Raw genomic sequence first — 16565 nt, 5'->3', positions numbered from 1 at the left:
TAGCAAGAAATTCATGGGGCACCCCAACGAAAAAATCATGGGTCATCCCTATGAAAATCATTGGACGCCCCCACGACCTTCCCTATACCGTTGGGCCTCCCAACGACCCCTGTGCGAGCCCTGCACGACCTCTGGAGGTGCGATGCGCCGCATCCGGTACGAGTCCACCGGTGGCCCCCTGTTCCTGGAGCAGGTCGCCGTCCCGGAGCCCGGTCCCGCCGAACTCCTGGTCCGCTGCCAGGCGATCGGCGTCACGCTCCCCGTGGTCCGCAAGGTCACCGAGGCCGCCGAGCCGATACCGCTGGGCGGCGAGATCGCCGGGGAGGTGGTGGCGGTCGGCGCCGAGGTCACCCGGTTCCGCGCCGGCGACCGGGTGACAGGACTGTGCTTCGGGCACGGCTACGCCGACTACGCGGTGCTGCACGAGGCCATGGCCTCGCCGGTGCCCGCCGGCGCCTCCGCCGTGGACGCCGTCGCGCTCGTGCGCGGCGGGCTGGTGGCGTCCGGCGCGCTGGCTGCCGCGCGCCCCGCGAAGGGTGAGGCCGCGCTGGTCACCGCCGCGGCGAGCGGCGTCGGCCACCTGGCCGTGCAGCTGGCCCGGGTGCGGGGCGCGGGCCGCGTGGTGGCGGCCGTGTCGAGTGCGGCGAAGGCGGACTTCGTACGGTCCCTGGGTGCCGACGAGGTCGTCCGGTACGCCGATGAGCGCTGGGGCGAGCCCGTCGACTACGCCCTGGACGCGGTCGGCGGCGACCTGCTCACCCCGGCCCTCGCCGCCCTCGCCCCCGGTGGCCGGCTCGTCGCGTACAGCTCGGGCGGCGGCACCATCCAGGCGTACGACCTGCTCGTGGGCGCCAGGTCGGTGATCGGCTTCCAGATGGCGCGGATCGCGCGCGGGGAGCCGGAGCTGTACGAGCGGTGGCGGGCGGAGCTGTGGCGGCTGTTCGAGGAAGGGGCCCTGAGGCCGGCCGTGCACGCGGAGTTCGCGCTCACGGACGCGGCCGCGGCACACGCCGTGATCGAGTCGCGGAGCAACCTCGGGAAGGTCGTACTGCGCCCCTGACGACCGGGCGCCGTCGAGCCCTCGCGCGGAACCCTGCCCGCCGACCGCCCCATGGACCATGTCAGCGCCGGCCACTAACGTCCCGTGGGTGCCCGACGACCTACGAGCACGACAGCGGACGGGAACGGGGCTCGGCCTGGTGCTGGCCCTGGTTCTCGGGGCCGTGCTGCTCACGGCCCTGCCCGAGGACGAGGACCGGCCGGACGCGCGCGGCTGCGTGCCGCGCACCGTCGGATCGTGGTCGGCGGACGAGGGGCTCACCTCCGAGTTCGCCCGGTACGGCGACGACGCGACCCGCGCCGACGACTGGACCGGCGGCGACGGCACCCACTCGGTGCGGCTGCCGGACGGGCGGGTGCTGTGGCTGTTCTCGGACACCTATCTCGGGCAGGTGTACGCGCCGCCCAACCCGGTCGGCGAGTCGTACGCGTGGCGGGACACGGCGGCGCCGCTGGTGCGCAACTCGGCGGTGCTGATGCGGGACGGGCGGCTGGAGAGCACGCTCCCGGCGCCGCTGTTCCCCGACCCCGGGCCGAATCAGTGGCGGTGGCCGGTGGCGGCCCGGGTGGAGCCCCGGTCGCCGGGGTCGTCGGAGCAGGTCCTGCGGGTGGTGCTGTGGGTACGTACGGCGGCGGCCGCGCCGTGGATCTACGGGACGCCCACGGCCACCGAGGTGGCCACGCTGTCGCTGCCCGACCTGCGGGTGGAGTCGATCGTCAAGGTGCTGGACCAGCAGCTGGTCCCCGATCCGTCCCGGCGGGTGCTGTTCGGTACGACGCTCGTCGAGGAGGACGGGTGGACGTACGTCTTCGGCGGCGACGACGGCCAGGCGGCCTCCCGGCCGGTGTCGTCGGCGTACGCGGCGCGGGTGCCGGACGGCCGGCTCGGCGAGCCGGGAGCCTGGCAGTACTGGGACGGCTCCGACTGGCGTGCCGGGGCGAGACCGGCCGCGGTGCTCGGCGACGAACGCAGGCGCACGGGCGTGGGCAGCGCGTTCTCGGTGGTGCGGGCGGACGGGACGTATGTGCTGTTCACCATGGCGGCCGGGACGGCGGGGCTGACGACCGTCACCTCGTACTGGGCGTGCGAGCCGAGCGGGCCCTGGCACGGGCCGACGAAGGACTTCACTCCCGCGCTGCCGCAAGGGCAGGTGGCGGCCTACAACCCGCAGGTCCACCCCGCCCTGGGCGGCCGGCGGCTGGTGCTCAGCTACGACGTGAACTGGCTGGACCCGTCCGCCGCGGCCGCGCAGCTCAACCGGAACGTGTCCCTGTACCGACCGCGGTTCGTGACGCTGCGGCTGAAACCGGTGCCGTGACACCGGGCTCGGGGTCGTGGGCGCGGCGCTTGGCGATGACGGCGCAGACCATCAGCTGCATCTGGTGGAAGAGCATCAGGGGCAGCACGGCGAGCGAGGCGTGCGCGCCGAACAGGACGCTCGCCATGGGCAGTCCGGAGGCGAGGGACTTCTTGGAGCCGGCGAACTGGATGGCGATGCGGTCCTCGCGGCCGAAGCGGAGCGCCTTGGACCCGTACCAGGTCAGCGCGAGCATCACGGCGAGCAGTACCGCCTCGACGGCGAGCAGTCCGGCCAGCCGGAGCGGGCTGACCTGGTGCCAGATGCCCTGGACCATGCCCTCGCTGAACGCGGTGTAGACGACGAGGAGGATCGAGCCGCGGTCGACGAGGCCGAGGACCTTCTTGTGCCGGGCGACGAAGCCGCCGATCCAGCGCCGCAGCAACTGCCCCGCGACGAACGGCACCAGCAACTGGAGCACGATCTGCACCAGCGAGTCGGCCGAGAAGCCGCCCGCGCTGCTGCCGAGCAGGGCCGCGGCGAGCAGCGGCGTGATGACGATGCCGACGAGGGAGGAGAAGGAGCCGGCGCAGATCGCGGCGGGCACGTTGCCGCGGGCCATGGAGGTGAAGGCGATCGAGGACTGGATCGTCGAGGGGACGAGGGTGAGGAAGAGCAGGCCCTGGTAGAGGGGCTGGGTCAGCAGCACCGGGACGAGGCCGCGGGCGGCCGTGCCGAGCAGCGGGAAGACGACGAACGTACAGGCGAGGACCGTGACGTGCAGGCGCCAGTGCTTGAGGCCGTCCAGGGCCTCGCGGGTGGACAGGCGGGCGCCGTACAGGAAGAAGAGGAAGGCGATGGCGGCCGTGGAGGCACCGGAGGCGACGTCCGCACCCGTGCCGCGCGCCGGGAGGAGGGCGGCGAGGCCCACCGTCCCGAGGAGCAGCAGGATGTACGGGTCGATCGGCATCCAACTCGGCCATCGCAGGCGTTTCACAGTGCTCCACATACTCGTCGTGCTCTCGGCGGTACCGGGGCCGTGGGGCCCCCGCTCATCGTCCTCCTCTCTCCCTCGATCGGGAATCCGGCATACGGCTCTGACTGTCATCACGTACCGCGATAACGTGGGGGTCATGTACGACCCTTCCCAGTTGCGTACGTTCCTGACGGTGGCGCAGACCCTGAGCTTCACCCAGGCCGCTCGGCGGCTCGGGCTGCGCCAGTCGACCGTCAGTCAGCACGTACGGCGTCTTGAGGAGGCGGCCGGGCGGCAGTTGTTCACCCGGGACACCCACTCGGTGGAGCTGACGGAGGACGGCGAGGCGATGCTCGGCTTCGCGCGCCGCATCCTGGACGTGCACGAGCAGGCGTCGGCGTTCTTCACGGGTACCCGGCTGCGCGGCCGGTTGCGCTTCGGGGCGTCGGAGGACTTCGTGCTGACCCGGCTGCCGGAGATCCTGGAGCGCTTCCGCCACGACCACCCCGAGGTCGACCTGGAGCTGACCGTGGAGCTCTCGGGCACGCTGCACGAGCAGTTGGCGGCCGGGAAGCTGGACCTGGTCCTCGCCAAACGGCGGCCGGAGGACCCGCGCGGCGAACTGGTCTGGCACGACCGGCTGGTGTGGATCGGCGCGGAGCGCCTCCGCCTCGACCCGGACCGCCCTGTCCCCCTGATCGTCTATCCGCCGCCGGGCATCACCCGGGCGCTCGCCCTGGAGGCGCTGGAGCGGCAGGGCCGCGAGTGGCGGATCGCGTGCACGAGCGGCAGCCTCAACGGCCTGATCGCGGCGGCCCGCGCCGGACTCGGCGTGATGGCCCACTCCCGGGGCCTGATCCCCCCGGGCCTGGTACGCGTACCGGACCGCTTCGGCCTGCCGGAACTGGGCCGCGTCGACTTCGTCCTGATCCACGGCCACCGCCGCACCACGTCCCAGGGCGCGGCGGACGCCCTGGCGGCAGCGGTCCTGACGGGCGGCGACCGGCTGCACCGCGGCTAGCTACCGCCCCGGTCGGGGATAGGTGAGCTGCTTGACGCGGCGCAGAAAGGGCGACGCCTCCACGTGCTGCACGCCTTCCAGCCGTCCGAGGGGCCCGCTCAGGTAGGCGTAGAGGTCGGCGGCGCCGCGCACGACGGCGGTGGCGAGGATGTTGGAGGGGCCCGCCGTCGCGGCGGCGTGGGCGATCGGGTCGTGGGCGGCGAGAGCCCGTCCGACGGTGTGCAGGGCGCCCGGGGTGGTGGTGATCCACAAGGTGGCGGCGAGCGGATACCCGATGACCCCGGAGTCGTACTCCACGTCGATGTACACCGCTCCGGACGCGAGCAGCGCGCCGAGGCGGCGCTTGACGGCGGACTCGGACCGGCCCGTGACGCGCTGGAGTTCGGGGTAGGTGGCCCGTCCGTCGCGCTCCAGTGCGGTGACGAGGGCCTCGTCCTCGGGGTCGAGACGGGCCGGACCGGTGCTGGTGACCGGGTCGGGGCGCAGCTGGGCCTTCTCGTCGTCGTCGAGCAGACGGAACTTGCGCGTCCAGCCCCGCGGGCCGCCCTCGAAGCGGTGCAGCAGCTGGTACGCGCGGATCTCCAGGACGCGTGGGGTGCGGGGCAGTTTGCCGAGCAGCAGGTCGTCGCGGTCGCCCGGGTTGCGTGGACGCGTGCCGAAGACGACCTCGGTGCCGCCGGAGGCGATCCCGATCCAGTTGGTGTCGGCGCGCCGGGCGAGCGCGTCCGCGATGGTCTGCGCGCTGTCGGGGACGCACCGCAGCCGCAGTGTCCACTGGTCCTGCCCGAGACGATCGGCGTCCCGGACGGCCACGACCCGCAGCCCCGCCTGCGCGCACAGCTTGCGGTAGCGCCGCGCGACGGTCTGGTCGGAGACGCCCAGCACCGCGCCGAGCCGGCTGAAGGAGGCCCGGGCGTTCACCTCCAGGGCCGCCAGCAGGCGCAGGTCGAGGTGGTCCAGGATGTCGGATTCCATCGCTTGCATGACCGCTCCTGTCGGATTCCTGCAGTCGGACGCCCGAGACCGCCTCGATCGTCCGCGTCGAAGCCATCGTACGGAGGCATACGCATCCGACGGACGAGGAGTTGAGGACATGCGTACTTGGGGGCCGCTGACGGCGGTGTGTCTGGGCACGTTCATGTTGTTGCTGGACGTGACGATCGCGATCGTGGCGCTGCCGGACATGGCGAGCGCGCTGCACGCGTCGCTGAGCGATCTGCAGTGGGTGATGGACGCCTACGCGCTGGCCCTGGCCGCGTTGCTGCTGGGAGTGGGGGCCGCGGCCGACGTGCTGGGGCGGCGGCGGGTGCATGTGACGGGCGTCGTGGTGTTCGCGGGGGCCTCACTGCTGTGCGGGATGTCGTCCGGCCCGGCGATGCTGGTCGCCGCGCGGGCGTTGCAGGGCGCGGGGGCTGCGGCGACGCTCGCCACCGCGCTGCCGCTGCTGGCGTCGGTGTACCAGGGTCGGCGGATGTCGCTCGCCCTCGGCGTGTGGGGCGCGGTCGGCGGCGCGGCCGCCGCGGTGGGCCCGGTGCTGGGCGGACTGCTGACGGACGGGCCCGGCTGGCGGTGGATCTTCTACGTCAACCTGCCGGTGAGCGTGGTCGCGGTGTGGCTGACGCTGCGCGCGGTGCCGGAGTCGCGCGGTCGGGCCGGACGCCAGGTCGACTGGGCGGGGACGGTGACGTTCGCGGCGTTCGCGGGCGGGGTGACGTACGGGGCGGTGCGCGCCGGGTCGCACGGCTGGGGCGCCATGGGCACCCTCGTCTCCTTCGCGGGCGCGGCCCTCGCGCTGGTCTGCTTCGTGGTCGTGGAGCGGCGGGTCGCCGACCCGCTGATCGATCCGCGGCTGTTCCTGAAGCCGGCGTTCTCCGGGGTGATGGCGGGCGCGTTCGCCTTCAACGCGGCGGCGTTCGGTGTGATGGCGTACACCTCGATCTGGTTGCAGACCGTGCTGGGGATGTCTCCGGTGCGCGGCGGGCTGGTGTTCCTGTGGCTGTCGCTGGCCGCGTTCGTGGTGGCGGCGGCAGGTGGGCGGCTGCTGCACGGGGTGCCGGCCCGGTTCACGGTCGGGGGCGGGCTGCTGCTGATCGGCGCCGGGCAGTTCTGCATGGCGTTCCTGGACGCCGGTTCGACGTCGACGGCGCTGATCCCGGGGCTGCTCCTGGTGGGTGTGGGCACGGGCCTGGTGGCGCCCTCGGTCGCGGGGGCCGCGCTGGCGACGGTGGAGCGGGAGCGGTCGGGCATGGCGAGCGGTGCGGTCAACACCTTCCGGCAGTTCGGGTACGCGCTCGGCCTGGCCTTCTTCGGCACGGTGCTGACCTCCCGCATGGCGGACGCGCTGCCGCGCGACGCGGCCCACGCGCTGGCGGGCGGCGGAGCCGGGGCGCTGCGCGGCGCCTTCCCGGAGCACACGCTGCGGGCCGCGTTCGCCTCGGGGCTCAACACGGCGGCGGTGACGGCCGGCGCGGTGGCGGTGGTCGGCGGCGTGCTGGTCCTGGTCCTGCTCAGGACGCCGGGCGCGGTGCGGACGGGTGTGACGAAACCGGCCGCGACGACGCTGACGGAAGAGAGGGCGACACAACGGAACTGATCATTCCGACAGGTCGGGCACGGGGTAATCGGGTCGTACAGATTCGGTGGAGATTACGGGTCCGAAACTTACTCAACCGTCAGTTTTCTGTCCGACCCTTCCCCATGTGAGCGCATTTTCCGGCGCTGACCAGCCGCTACCTGAACATCGCTCGATCCCGCACCCCCTCCCGCCCCGTCGGCGGGTGGGGTAGCTTTCACGGCGCTGTGCGGAGCGTCGAACCAATGTCGAGGGAGCGGGGTTTGCGCGAGTTCACCAACCCTCCGTTGGCGTTGGCACCCCCGGTGGGCGGACTGGCCGACGTGGTGTTCGACCATGCCCAGGAGGACCCGCTGTGCGTGGCGCTGGGCCGCAAGGACGAGTCCGGTCGGTGGCGGGACGTGACCTCGGCCGAGTTCCGCGACGAGGTGCTCGCCCTCGCCAAGGGACTCCTCGCCCGCGGCGTCCGGTTCGGTGACCGGGTCGCGATCGTCTCCCGCACCCGCTACGAGTGGACGCTCTTCGACTTCGCCCTGTGGACGATCGGCGCCCAGGTGGTGCCGGTCTACCCCACCTCGTCGGCGGAACAGTGTTTCTGGATGCTCTACGACGCCGAGTGCACGGCCGCGATCGTGGAGCACGAGGACCACGCGATGACCATCGCCACCGTCATCGACCGGCTGCCGCAGCTGCGCGAGCTGTGGCAGCTGGACGCGGGCTGTGTACAGGAGCTGTACGACGCCGGCGCCCACCTCGACGACGACGTGGTCCAGCGCCACCGGCAGGCGGTCACCCCCGACTCCGTCGCCACCATCATCTACACCTCCGGCACCACCGGCCGCCCCAAGGGCTGCGTCATCTCGCACGGCAACTTCATGTACGAGGCGGACACCGTCATCGAGCGCTGGGAGCCGGTGTTCCACTCCAAGAAGGGCGACGAGGCCGCGACCCTTCTCTTCCTGCCGCTCGCCCATGTCTTCGGGCGGATGGTGCAGGTCGCCGCGATCCGCGGCCGGGTCCGCTTCGGCCACCAGCCGCAGATGAACGCCGCCGCCCTGATGCCCGACCTCGCCGCGTTCAAGCCGACGTTCTTCCTCGGGGTGCCGTACATCTTCGAGAAGGTGTTCAACGCCTCGCGCCGCAAGGCGGAGAAGGAGGGCAAGGCGGGCGCCTTCGAGAAGGCCGTCGACATCGCCGTGAAGTACGCGGACGCCATGGAGGCCAGGGCCTGGGGCATCGGGCCCGGCCCTTCGGCGGGGCTGCGCATGCAGCACCAGCTCTTCGACAAGCTCGTCTACTCCAAGATGCGGGCGGCGATGGGCGGCCGCATCAGACAGGCGATGACCGGCGGTTCGGCCATGGACCGCCGGCTCGGCCTGTTCTTCGCGGGCGCGGGCATCCACATCTACGAGGGCTACGGCCTCACGGAGTCGACGGCCGCCGCCACCGCGAACCCACCGGAGCGCACCCGCTACGGCACCGTCGGACAGCCCATCCCCGGCATGACCGTGCACATCGCGGACGACGGCGAGATCTGGCTGCGCGGTGACAACATCTTCCAGGGCTACCTCAACAACCAGAAGGCCACCGACGCGACCCTGCACGACGGCTGGCTCGCCACCGGAGACCTGGGCTCCCTCGACGAGGACGGCTACCTCACCATTACCGGCCGCAAGAAGGAGATCCTGGTCACCTCGGGAGGCAAGAGCGTCTCCCCCGGCCAGTTGGAGGAGCGCGTCCGCGACCACCCCCTGGTCTCCCAGTGCATCGTCGTCGGCAACGACCGCCCGTACATCGCCGCGCTGGTCACCCTCGACCAGGAGGCCGTCGAGCACTGGCTGGCGATGCGCGGCAAACCCCGGATGACAGCGGCCGAACTGGTGCGGGACGCCGATCTGGAGACGGAGGTGCGGCGGGCCGTGGTCGCCGCCAACACCCTGGTCTCGCAGGCCGAGTCGATCCGGACCTTCCGTATCCTGGCCCAGCCGTTCACCGAGGAGCACGGCCTGCTGACGCCGTCGCTGAAGCTGAAGCGCAAGGCCATCGAGAACGCGTACGTCAACGAGGTCGAGGCCTTGTACAGGGCCTGAGGCCGTTTCCGTGCCGGCCTGAGGCCGTTTTCGGGAGATTCGGGAGATTCCGTCGTCTTCCGCTCGATTCCGCCGTCAGGAATGCATCACGGCTCGTGATCGTTGACGATGGGAGTACCACCTGACGACAACCGTAAGGATCAAGAGCTCGTGAGCAGCAAGGTCCCCCCGATCATCCTGAACAACGGCGTCGAGATGCCCCAGCTGGGCTTCGGCGTCTGGCAGGTGCCGGACGACGAGGCGCAGCAGGCGGTCACGACCGCTCTGGAGGCCGGGTACCGCAGCATCGACACAGCGGCGATCTACGGCAACGAAGAGGGCACCGGCAAGGCCATCACCTCCTCCGGCATCCCCCGCGAGGACGTGTTCGTCACCACCAAGCTCTGGAACAGCGATCAGGGGTACGACGCCACCCTGCGTGCCTTCGACACCTCCCTGGAGAAGCTCGGCCTGGACTACGTGGACCTGTACCTGATCCACTGGCCGCTGCCGGCCCGGGACAAGTACGTCGACACGTACAAGGCGTTCGAGAAGCTGCACGCCGACGGCCGGGTTCGCGCGATCGGCGTCTCCAACTTCTACCCGGAGCACCTGCGGCGGCTCATCGCCGAGACCTCGGTCATCCCGGCGGTCAACCAGATCGAGCTGCACCCGCACCTCCAGCAGCACGCCTCCCGTGAGTTCCACGCGGAGCAGGGCATCGCCACCGAGGCCTGGTCCCCGCTCGGCCAGGGCAAGGGCCTCCTGGAGGTCCCGGCGATCGTCGCGATCGCCCAGAAGCACGGCCGCACCCCGGCCCAGGTCGTCCTGCGCTGGCACCTCCAGCTCGGCAACGTGGTGATCCCCAAGTCCGTGACCCCGTCCCGGATCAAGGAGAACATCGAGGTCTTCGACTTCAGCCTGGACACCGAGGACCTGGCCGCGATCAGCGCCCTCAACGAGGACCGCCGCATCGGCCCGGACCCGGCGACGTTCGACATCGGCTGAGACCCTGAACCGGCCAAGGCCCGGACGGCACCACCGTCCGGGCCTTCGTCATGTCCCCGGGTCGGGCTCGGGGAACACCCGCGCGACGGCCGCGGTACGGCTGGAGACGCCGAGTTTGCGGAAGGTGTTCTCCAGGTGCTTGCGGACGGTACTGGGGGCGACGACGAACTGCCCGGCGATCGCCTCGGTGGTCAGCCCGTTCGCTACCGCCCGCATGACGTCGAGTTCACGGACGGTGAGGCGGACGGGGGTCTGACGCCGGAGCGCGGCTTCCCGGTAGACGGCGTAGAGGTGAGGCCGCAGCAACTCCAGTGCGAGACGGTCGCGTTCGCTGAAGCGGCGGGAGTCCTCCCGCGAGAAGTTGTACGTGCGGATGCGACCGGGTGGGCTGGGCAGCATCACGAAGATCGTGTTGACGACCGGCCTCAGATACTCCGAGTAGAAGGCCTGGTTCCGTATCTCCCGTGCGGACTGGTAGTCCAGGTTCTGGGCGACCGGAAGGCGGCCGCAGCTCTGTTCGGCGAGCCGGCAATGCGGATGCTGGTGGCGCAGGCGCCAGTAGGCCTCGACGTGCGGGTCGCCGTAGTCGCCCGCGTAGAGCTCCTCCTGGAGGTACAGACACCGGCGGGTGGGGATGTCGACCTCGTCGAACCCGGCCAGGTCGCACGGGATCAGTCGACCCAACCCGCTCAGGAGGCTGCGCGGCGGGAACTCGTCCGCGTCGTCGCGGCGCGCCTCGTCCATGACGTCCAGCATCAGCTGCAGGTCTCGCGCAGTGATCGAGTGACGGTTCATGACCGCCCCCTCTCGCCAACCTCCCTCGACGGTACGCCTCTTCGCGCGGCGGGCCGCGGGGATTCGCCAAATGCCGAATAGCCGCCGGGACGCCGCGCGGCCACCGTGGACCCCACGTATCCGAACCACGAACGGGGTTCAGCAATGCAGACACGAACACGCACACGGACGTTCGCAGCGGCCTGCGCGGCGGTCGCCCTCGCGGGCGGCATGGTGGTCGCGGCGCAGACGGAGGCGGCGGCCGCACCGCCGCAGTGCTACGGCTTCTACGCCACGGCCTGGGGCAGCGCCAAGTCCGACTTCCTCAACACCGGCTCGGCCAAGGACGTCGTCGTCGGACTCGGCGGGAACGACACGATCTCCTCAAATGGCGGCAACGACGTCGTCTGCGGAGACACGGGCGACGACCGGCTCACGGGCGGCAACGGCAATGATCTGATGGCCGGGGAGAGCGGCAGCGACGTCCTCAAGGGGAATGGCGGCGACGACCTGCTGCGCGGGTTCGAGGGAAGCGACTCCCTGCGAGCCCACGAGGGCGCCGACACAGTGGACGGCGGCGACGGCCATGACTTCATCCGCAACTGGGGCGACGACGTGCTGACCGGCGGAACCGGGAAGGACACGCTCAGGGGCAGTGCCGGCAACGACACGTTCTACGCCCGGGACGGCGAGCGCGACATCGTCAGCGGCTTCAGGGGCCACGACCGCTGCTACGTCGACCGGCTCGACGTGGTCTTCGGCTGCGAGTACGTGCGGCGCGGCTAGCAGGTCACGAGGGGCGCCCCCGGCGGGGAGGGGCGCACCTGCGGCCGGTCACCGTGGCGTACGCGCTGACCAGGATCAGCACACACCCGGCCCACTGCGCGAGCGTCGGCCGCTCCCCCAGGACCAGCGCACCCAGCGCCAATGCCCCGACCGGCGTGAGCAGCAGCAGTACCGCGCCGATGTGGCTCGGCAGGTGTGGGGAGTTGAGGGCGACGAGGAGCCAGCCGATCATGCCGCTGCTCACCGCGGCCACCGCCAGCCAGCCGAGGGCGGCGGCGGGCGGGGTGAGGTCGAGGGCGCCCCAGGCCCAGCCGCCGAGGGCGGAGAAGACGGTGGCGGACACCACGACCACGGTGTACGTCGTCACCACATGGCCCTCGAAGCCGCCGCGGCGCAGCAGGAAGAGGAAGCCGGAGTAGCTCAGCGCCGCCAGCACCGCGTGGACGGTGCCCGCCGTCGGGTCGCTGCCGCTCGCGCCCTGCTCGAACAGCCCGCCGGTGAGCACCACCCCCGCGCACAGCACCGGCAGCCACAGCAGGAAGCGGCGCGGCACGTGCTCACGGTCCACCGCCCACGCCAGCAGCGGCACCAGCACGACCTGCACGTTCACCAGCACGGTGGACAGCCCCGCGCCCACCTCGGTGATGGCCCTGGACCACAGCAGCATGTCCCCGGCGAACAGCGCGCCGCCCGCGACGCCGTACAGCAGCTGACGCCGGGGCGGCGGGCCCTCGCGGCGGTGTTCCGGCAGGGACAGCAGCACCAGCACGGGCACACAGAGCAGACAGCGGTACACCGAGGCGGTGCCGGGCTCCGCGTCGGACAGTTCGATGCAGACTGGCGACAGCGACAGCACCACCGCCCCGATCGTCTGCCCCGCGCGCGGCCCGCCGGGCAGCCGGGCCGTGAGCGGCTGATCCTGCGCGGCATGAGTGCCGGTGCTGGTGCGTGCCATGGCGCGGTCCCTCCAACGGACACGGGACCGCCCGGCTACCCGCCCACCGGCGATGCATGCATCGGCCACCAACCCGCGCTCACCTCAGTTGGGCTGCCCGATCGGCCGTACGACGACCGTGTTGACGTCGACTCCCTCGGGCTGCCGGATGGCCCACACGACCGAGTCGGCGATCTGGTCGGCGGTGAGGAGATGCCCCGGCGGAAGGCTGCCGTAGCTGTCCCAGAACGGGGTCTCCGTCCGGCCCGGCGCGATGTGGGTCACGCCCACCCCCCACTCGGTGACCTGCCGCCGGGTGTTCTCGGCCAGCCCGGTCACCGCCCACTTGGTTGCCCCGTAGATGTTGCCGGGCCCGGGCACGAAGCCGGCGACACTGCCCACCAGCACGATCCGGCCGCGGGTCTCCTTGAGGGCGTCGATCGAGGCGCGGATCAGCAGGGCCGGGCCGAGGACGTTGGTCAGCACCATCTCGGTCCAGCCGGACGGGTCGCCCTCAGCCACCGTGTCATGGGTGGCGAAACCGGCGTTGGCGACGACCGTGTCCAGCCGGCCGAAGGACTTGAGTGTCGTGTCGACCGCGGCCTGGACGTCCCCGTACTCGGCCGCACTCCCGACGATCGTCAGCAAGCCGTCAGGATTGCCGAGCTCCTCGGCGAAGCCCCGCAGCCGCTCCTCCCCACGCCCGGTGACGGTGACCCGGTGCCCGGCATCCAGCAACTGCCGCGCGACCGCGGCCCCGATGCCGCTGCCGCCACCGGTGATCAGTGCGACCGGTGCATCACTCATGACTACCCCCTGTTTTCGGTGAACGTCGCGCAGTAGATCACTTGGAGCGTTCTCGAAGTCAAGGGCGGCAGGCGACGGAGAGGCGTCAGACCGGACGGACCGCCGTGTGCACCGTGCGGGCCGTCAGGACGAACACGTCCGGGCGGTGGTGCAGGCTCGCCTTGTCGTCGGGGTCGACGAGCCGGTCGAGGGTGGCGCGGTCGTCGGCGTCGAGGCGCTCGCCCAGCACGTCCCGCATCCGGGTGAAGGCGGTCACCGCGCACCGGCGGGCCCGGTCGGTGGTGGGGGCGGGCAGGTCGAGGAGGAAGCTGCGGGTACCGGTCGGCTTCAGCCCCACGGACGTCATCAGCGCCGCCCAGTCCTCGATCTCGTCGACCGAGCCGGGCAGCGCGGCCCGCATCTCGGTGAACCACTCCTCGTGCACCGCGTCGAGCCGGGCCTGGAGCCCCGGGCGGCCGATGCCGATGTCGCGCGGCAGATAGCGGGTGGGCAGGCTGCCCTCCAGCAGGGCGAGGGTGCCGCCGGGCGCGAGCCGCGCGGCGAACGCGGCCAGGGCCGCCTTCTGGTCGCCGAGGTGGTGCACGCTCCAGCTGGCCCAGAGCAGATCGGCGGGATAGTCCAAGTCGTCGAGCACACCGGGCAGTTCACCGGCGAGCGTGCCGAACCGGTCCGCGACGCCGAGCCGCCCGGCCCGCTCCCGGGCCCGTTCGAGCAGCGGCTCCGACCCGTCGACGGCGACGACCCGGGCGCCCGGGAACGTGTCGGCGAGCAGACACGACACGACCCCCGGCCCACTCCCCGCGTCGACGACCAGCCCTGGCTCGGTCTGCCGCTTGGCCAGCCAGGCCATGGCGTGCTCGTACAGGGGCGTGTACAGCTCGGCCTGGTCCTCCAGCATCGGGGCCATCTCGGCCCAGTCGATGTCGGTGTGGTCGTGGTGGCCGTGCGCGTGCTGGTGGTGGGTGTGGTGGTCGTTCGCCATGGTGGTCAGCCTCTCGTCCGTGTACGGACAGCGTGCGCCGACGCACCGGAAGGAGGCCAGTAGCGTTGCCGGGACGGCAAAAAACGGGGTACGGATGATGCCGCCGAGGCCTGTCAGAGCGGCACTGACAAACCCCGGCGGCCATCAACGCCCTGAAGGGGCGCGGGGCTGTATCGATGTGCGGCTACCGCCGCGCGGGCGCGACCAGCCCCATCGGACCCGCAGTCACCAACGCACCGTCACGGCAACGGCGGGTAGGCATTCTGCATCAGCTGCTGGAACTGCGCCGAGAACCAGTGACCGGACAGCGGCGCGTTCGGCAGGGCGCCGGACATGTGGTTGTTGTTGCGCGGGTTGCCGGTGTAGGTCGGGTCGCACATCCGGTCGAAGCCCTTGCCCTCGTCGTTCGGGATGGCGCTGCTGGCGCCGTCGGACTCGCCCGGAGGCTTGATCCAGACGTAGGCGTCGATCCCGGCCGCCGGGCTGGCCTGCGGACGCTCGCCGAGGCCGGCGCCGGACTGGTTGCACCAGTTGCCGGTGTTGAGGCGCCGGTCGAGACGGCCGCCGTCGACGTAGGTGTCCACATCGGTCTTGGCGCCGGGACCGGTCGGCCGGGCGCTGCCGCCCCAGCCGTTGCGGGAGGTGTCGATGAGCATGCCGACGCCCGAGGAGAAGCCCTGGCTCACGGCCTCCTGGCGGAAGGCCTGGGCGTAGGAGAGCTCGTCGACGTACCGGTTCCAGTCGACCCACTTGGACTCGCGCACGGACTTGCCGTTCACGGAGTCGTTGATGGTGTAGTACGGCTCCTTCAGCGCGCTGTAGTTGGCGGTGTTGGTGATGAAGCCGTGGACGTCGTTCACCGTGGCGCCCTCGGCGGTCGCCGCCTGCTTGATCGTCTGGACGGTCGCCGAGAAGTTGTCGTCCCAGCCGAGCCAGCCGTGGTGCCCGGCGTCCACGTAGTTGTAGACGTTGGGGACGTCACCGAGCTTGTTCAGCGCGTAGCCGACACCCTTGATGTAGTTGCCGTTCGACTTCATCGTGTCGCAGTTGGGGGTGGCGGTGTTCCGCGGCGAGACGTTGGTGACGAGGTTCGGCAGGGAGTCGAGCTCGACCGTGGTGACGATCCGCAGCGAGGCGTACTTGGGATCGGCGAGGATCGCGGCGATCGGGTCGATGTACTGCGTCTTGTACTTGTCGATGTCCGTCGGACCGAACTCACCGTTGGAGGCGAGCGCGGCGCAGTCGCGGCCCGGCAGGTCGTAGATCACCAGCTGGACGGCGAGCTCGCCGCTGCCCTTCTGCTTCAGGGCCTCGTCGAGGTGCGCCCGCAGGCCCATCTTCCCGCCGGCGCCGTTGATCGCGGCGACCCGGTCCAGCCACACGCCGGTGGGCTGGTTGGCGATCCGGCTGCCGCCGGGCTCGGCGGCGGCATTGGCGGACCACTCCGGGTTCACGTACACCTTGGCGCCGCTGTACGGGTTGTCGACCCGGCTGCCGGTGCCGGGGTCCGGCGGGTTCGTCGGGCCGCCGCCACCGTCGTCGACGTTGCAGGTCACACCGTCGAGGGTGAAGGTGGCCGGGACGGCGTTGGTGCCGCTGTAGGTGCCCTGGAAGCCGAAGCTGGTCGAACCGCCGGTGGCGAGCGTGCCGTTGTAGCTCTCGTTGAGCGCGGTGACGGCGGTGCCGCTCTGGCTGACCTTGGCGTTCCAGCCGCTGGTGACCTTCTGGTTACCGGCGTACGACCACTTCAGCGCCCAACTCGACTTGGGGGCGCTGTTGTTGGTGATCGTCACGTTGGCGGTGAAGCCGGTGCCCCAGTCGTTCTGCACCTTGTAGTCCACGGTGCAGGGGATCGCCGAGATGCCGACGTCCCCGGGATAGGCGGCGACCGCGGTGCCGGAGGCGCCGGCGACCAGGGCCATCGCTGCGAGGAACGCAGTTCTGGTACGACTCATGAGTGCGGGTTTCCTTCTCGGTTGCGGGTGTCAGCCGTTCAGGGCGCGCAGATGCTCACGGAGCCCGATGCGTCGATCAGGCCGAAGGGGCGCCGGAATGTGCCGAGTTGGTGCGGGGCAGGCCGATCCGGCGCCTCGTGCAGGGGAACGCGTCACGGCACCCTGACGGACCCGACGAGGGTCACGGCGCCGGCGACGGCTAAAAGTACTGAACGCGGGGGGTGTCGCATGAGCGACTCCTTGCAGATCAGCGGGCCGTGACGGCCGCGTCGACTGATGGAATCGCTCCCACTGGTGTCACCGAAGCTAGCGCCAAGTGACGTT

Annotated in this window: 14 protein-coding genes; 7 read left to right on the top strand and 7 right to left on the bottom strand. The window is 71.2% G+C overall.

Annotated elements, in window-relative coordinates; all coding sequences use genetic code 11:
• The first annotated feature begins 142 nt into the window (after positions 1–142).
• Both EJC51_RS38315 and EJC51_RS38310 read left to right on the top strand, forming a co-directional pair.
• A complete protein-coding gene (locus EJC51_RS38315) occupies positions 143–1060 on the top strand; it encodes a quinone oxidoreductase family protein (RefSeq protein WP_126275262.1) in 918 nt (305 codons plus the stop codon).
• Positions 1061–1148: 88 nt separating this feature from the next.
• Entirely contained in the window at positions 1149–2378 is a 1230-nt protein-coding gene (locus EJC51_RS38310) for a DUF4185 domain-containing protein (protein ID WP_126275261.1), read from the top strand.
• On the opposite strand, the gene EJC51_RS38305 is transcribed toward EJC51_RS38310, so the two are convergent.
• The gene (locus EJC51_RS38305; protein WP_166683036.1) at positions 2314–3327 is read right to left on the bottom strand and encodes a bile acid:sodium symporter family protein; all 1014 of its coding nucleotides are present in this window, start codon (positions 3325–3327) and stop codon (positions 2314–2316) included. The two genes, EJC51_RS38310 and EJC51_RS38305, sit on opposite strands and share 65 nt — an antisense overlap.
• A gap of 163 nt (positions 3328–3490) precedes the next feature.
• Between EJC51_RS38305 and EJC51_RS38300 the strand changes: the two genes are divergently transcribed.
• Positions 3491–4354, top strand: a complete 864-nt coding sequence (locus tag EJC51_RS38300; protein WP_126275259.1) for a LysR substrate-binding domain-containing protein — start codon at positions 3491–3493, stop codon at positions 4352–4354.
• Here EJC51_RS38300 and EJC51_RS38295 read toward each other — a convergent pair whose 3' ends face one another.
• Complete coding sequence (locus EJC51_RS38295; protein ID WP_126275258.1) at positions 4355–5338, bottom strand: Lrp/AsnC family transcriptional regulator; 984 nt, start codon at positions 5336–5338, stop codon at positions 4355–4357. It lies immediately after the preceding gene.
• 109 nt (positions 5339–5447) lie between these two features.
• Between EJC51_RS38295 and EJC51_RS38290 the strand changes: the two genes are divergently transcribed.
• The 3 genes from EJC51_RS38290 to EJC51_RS38280 all read left to right on the top strand — a co-directional run bounded on the left by EJC51_RS38290 (position 5448) and on the right by EJC51_RS38280 (position 10003).
• Entirely contained in the window at positions 5448–6947 is a 1500-nt protein-coding gene (locus EJC51_RS38290) for an MFS transporter (protein ID WP_126275257.1), read from the top strand.
• Positions 6948–7189: 242 nt separating this feature from the next.
• A complete protein-coding gene (locus tag EJC51_RS38285) occupies positions 7190–9016 on the top strand; it encodes an AMP-dependent synthetase/ligase (protein WP_126275256.1) in 1827 nt (608 codons plus the stop codon).
• 150 nt (positions 9017–9166) lie between these two features.
• Positions 9167–10003: an aldo/keto reductase gene (locus tag EJC51_RS38280; RefSeq protein WP_126275255.1), complete on the top strand. Its 837-nt coding sequence runs from the start codon at positions 9167–9169 to the stop codon at positions 10001–10003.
• Between the two features lie 48 nt (positions 10004–10051).
• Here the strand turns inward: EJC51_RS38280 and EJC51_RS38275 are convergent, their stop codons facing one another.
• Positions 10052–10798, bottom strand: coding sequence for a helix-turn-helix transcriptional regulator (locus EJC51_RS38275; protein WP_126275254.1), 747 nt, complete (start codon positions 10796–10798; stop codon positions 10052–10054).
• A 144-nt stretch (positions 10799–10942) separates the two neighbouring features.
• On the opposite strand from EJC51_RS38275, the gene EJC51_RS38270 reads away from it, so the two are divergent.
• Complete coding sequence (locus EJC51_RS38270) at positions 10943–11563, top strand: calcium-binding protein (RefSeq protein ID WP_126275253.1); 621 nt, start codon at positions 10943–10945, stop codon at positions 11561–11563.
• A 4-nt stretch (positions 11564–11567) separates the two neighbouring features.
• Here EJC51_RS38270 and EJC51_RS38265 read toward each other — a convergent pair whose 3' ends face one another.
• The 4 genes from EJC51_RS38265 to EJC51_RS38250 all read right to left on the bottom strand — a co-directional run bounded on the left by EJC51_RS38265 (position 11568) and on the right by EJC51_RS38250 (position 16241).
• On the bottom strand, positions 11568–12518 hold the full coding sequence (locus EJC51_RS38265; RefSeq protein ID WP_126275252.1) for a DMT family transporter: 951 nt from the start codon (positions 12516–12518) through the stop codon (positions 11568–11570).
• Between the two features lie 84 nt (positions 12519–12602).
• The gene (locus tag EJC51_RS38260) at positions 12603–13304 is read right to left on the bottom strand and encodes an SDR family oxidoreductase (protein ID WP_126275251.1); all 702 of its coding nucleotides are present in this window, start codon (positions 13302–13304) and stop codon (positions 12603–12605) included.
• A gap of 85 nt (positions 13305–13389) precedes the next feature.
• Positions 13390–14286, bottom strand: a complete 897-nt coding sequence (locus EJC51_RS38255; protein WP_126275250.1) for a class I SAM-dependent methyltransferase — start codon at positions 14284–14286, stop codon at positions 13390–13392.
• Positions 14287–14525: 239 nt separating this feature from the next.
• On the bottom strand, positions 14526–16241 hold the full coding sequence (locus tag EJC51_RS38250; protein WP_126275249.1) for a glycoside hydrolase family 6 protein: 1716 nt from the start codon (positions 16239–16241) through the stop codon (positions 14526–14528).
• Between the last annotated feature and the right edge of the window lie 324 nt (positions 16242–16565).

The organism is Streptomyces aquilus, from assembly GCF_003955715.1.
GTDB classification, from domain to species: Bacteria; Actinomycetota; Actinomycetes; order Streptomycetales; family Streptomycetaceae; genus Streptomyces; species Streptomyces aquilus.
This window is presented reverse-complemented; position numbering and strand designations above follow the sequence as displayed.

Bases quoted from the DNA above. Each gene is read 5' to 3' on its own strand.
- EJC51_RS38315 (WP_126275262.1), top strand. From the start codon at position 143: ATGCGCCGCATCCGGTACGAGTCCACCGGTGGCCCCCTGTTCCTGGAG.
- EJC51_RS38305 (WP_166683036.1), bottom strand. From the start codon at position 3,327: ATGCCGATCGACCCGTACATCCTGCTGCTCCTCGGGACGGTGGGCCTC.
- EJC51_RS38300 (WP_126275259.1), top strand. From the start codon at position 3,491: ATGTACGACCCTTCCCAGTTGCGTACGTTCCTGACGGTGGCGCAGACC.
- EJC51_RS38295 (WP_126275258.1), bottom strand. From the start codon at position 5,338: ATGCAAGCGATGGAATCCGACATCCTGGACCACCTCGACCTGCGCCTG.
- EJC51_RS38290 (WP_126275257.1), top strand. From the start codon at position 5,448: ATGCGTACTTGGGGGCCGCTGACGGCGGTGTGTCTGGGCACGTTCATG.
- EJC51_RS38275 (WP_126275254.1), bottom strand. From the start codon at position 10,798: ATGAACCGTCACTCGATCACTGCGCGAGACCTGCAGCTGATGCTGGAC.
- EJC51_RS38270 (WP_126275253.1), top strand. From the start codon at position 10,943: ATGCAGACACGAACACGCACACGGACGTTCGCAGCGGCCTGCGCGGCG.
- EJC51_RS38265 (WP_126275252.1), bottom strand. From the start codon at position 12,518: ATGGCACGCACCAGCACCGGCACTCATGCCGCGCAGGATCAGCCGCTC.
- EJC51_RS38260 (WP_126275251.1), bottom strand. From the start codon at position 13,304: ATGAGTGATGCACCGGTCGCACTGATCACCGGTGGCGGCAGCGGCATC.
- EJC51_RS38255 (WP_126275250.1), bottom strand. From the start codon at position 14,286: ATGGCGAACGACCACCACACCCACCACCAGCACGCGCACGGCCACCAC.
- EJC51_RS38250 (WP_126275249.1), bottom strand. From the start codon at position 16,241: ATGAGTCGTACCAGAACTGCGTTCCTCGCAGCGATGGCCCTGGTCGCC.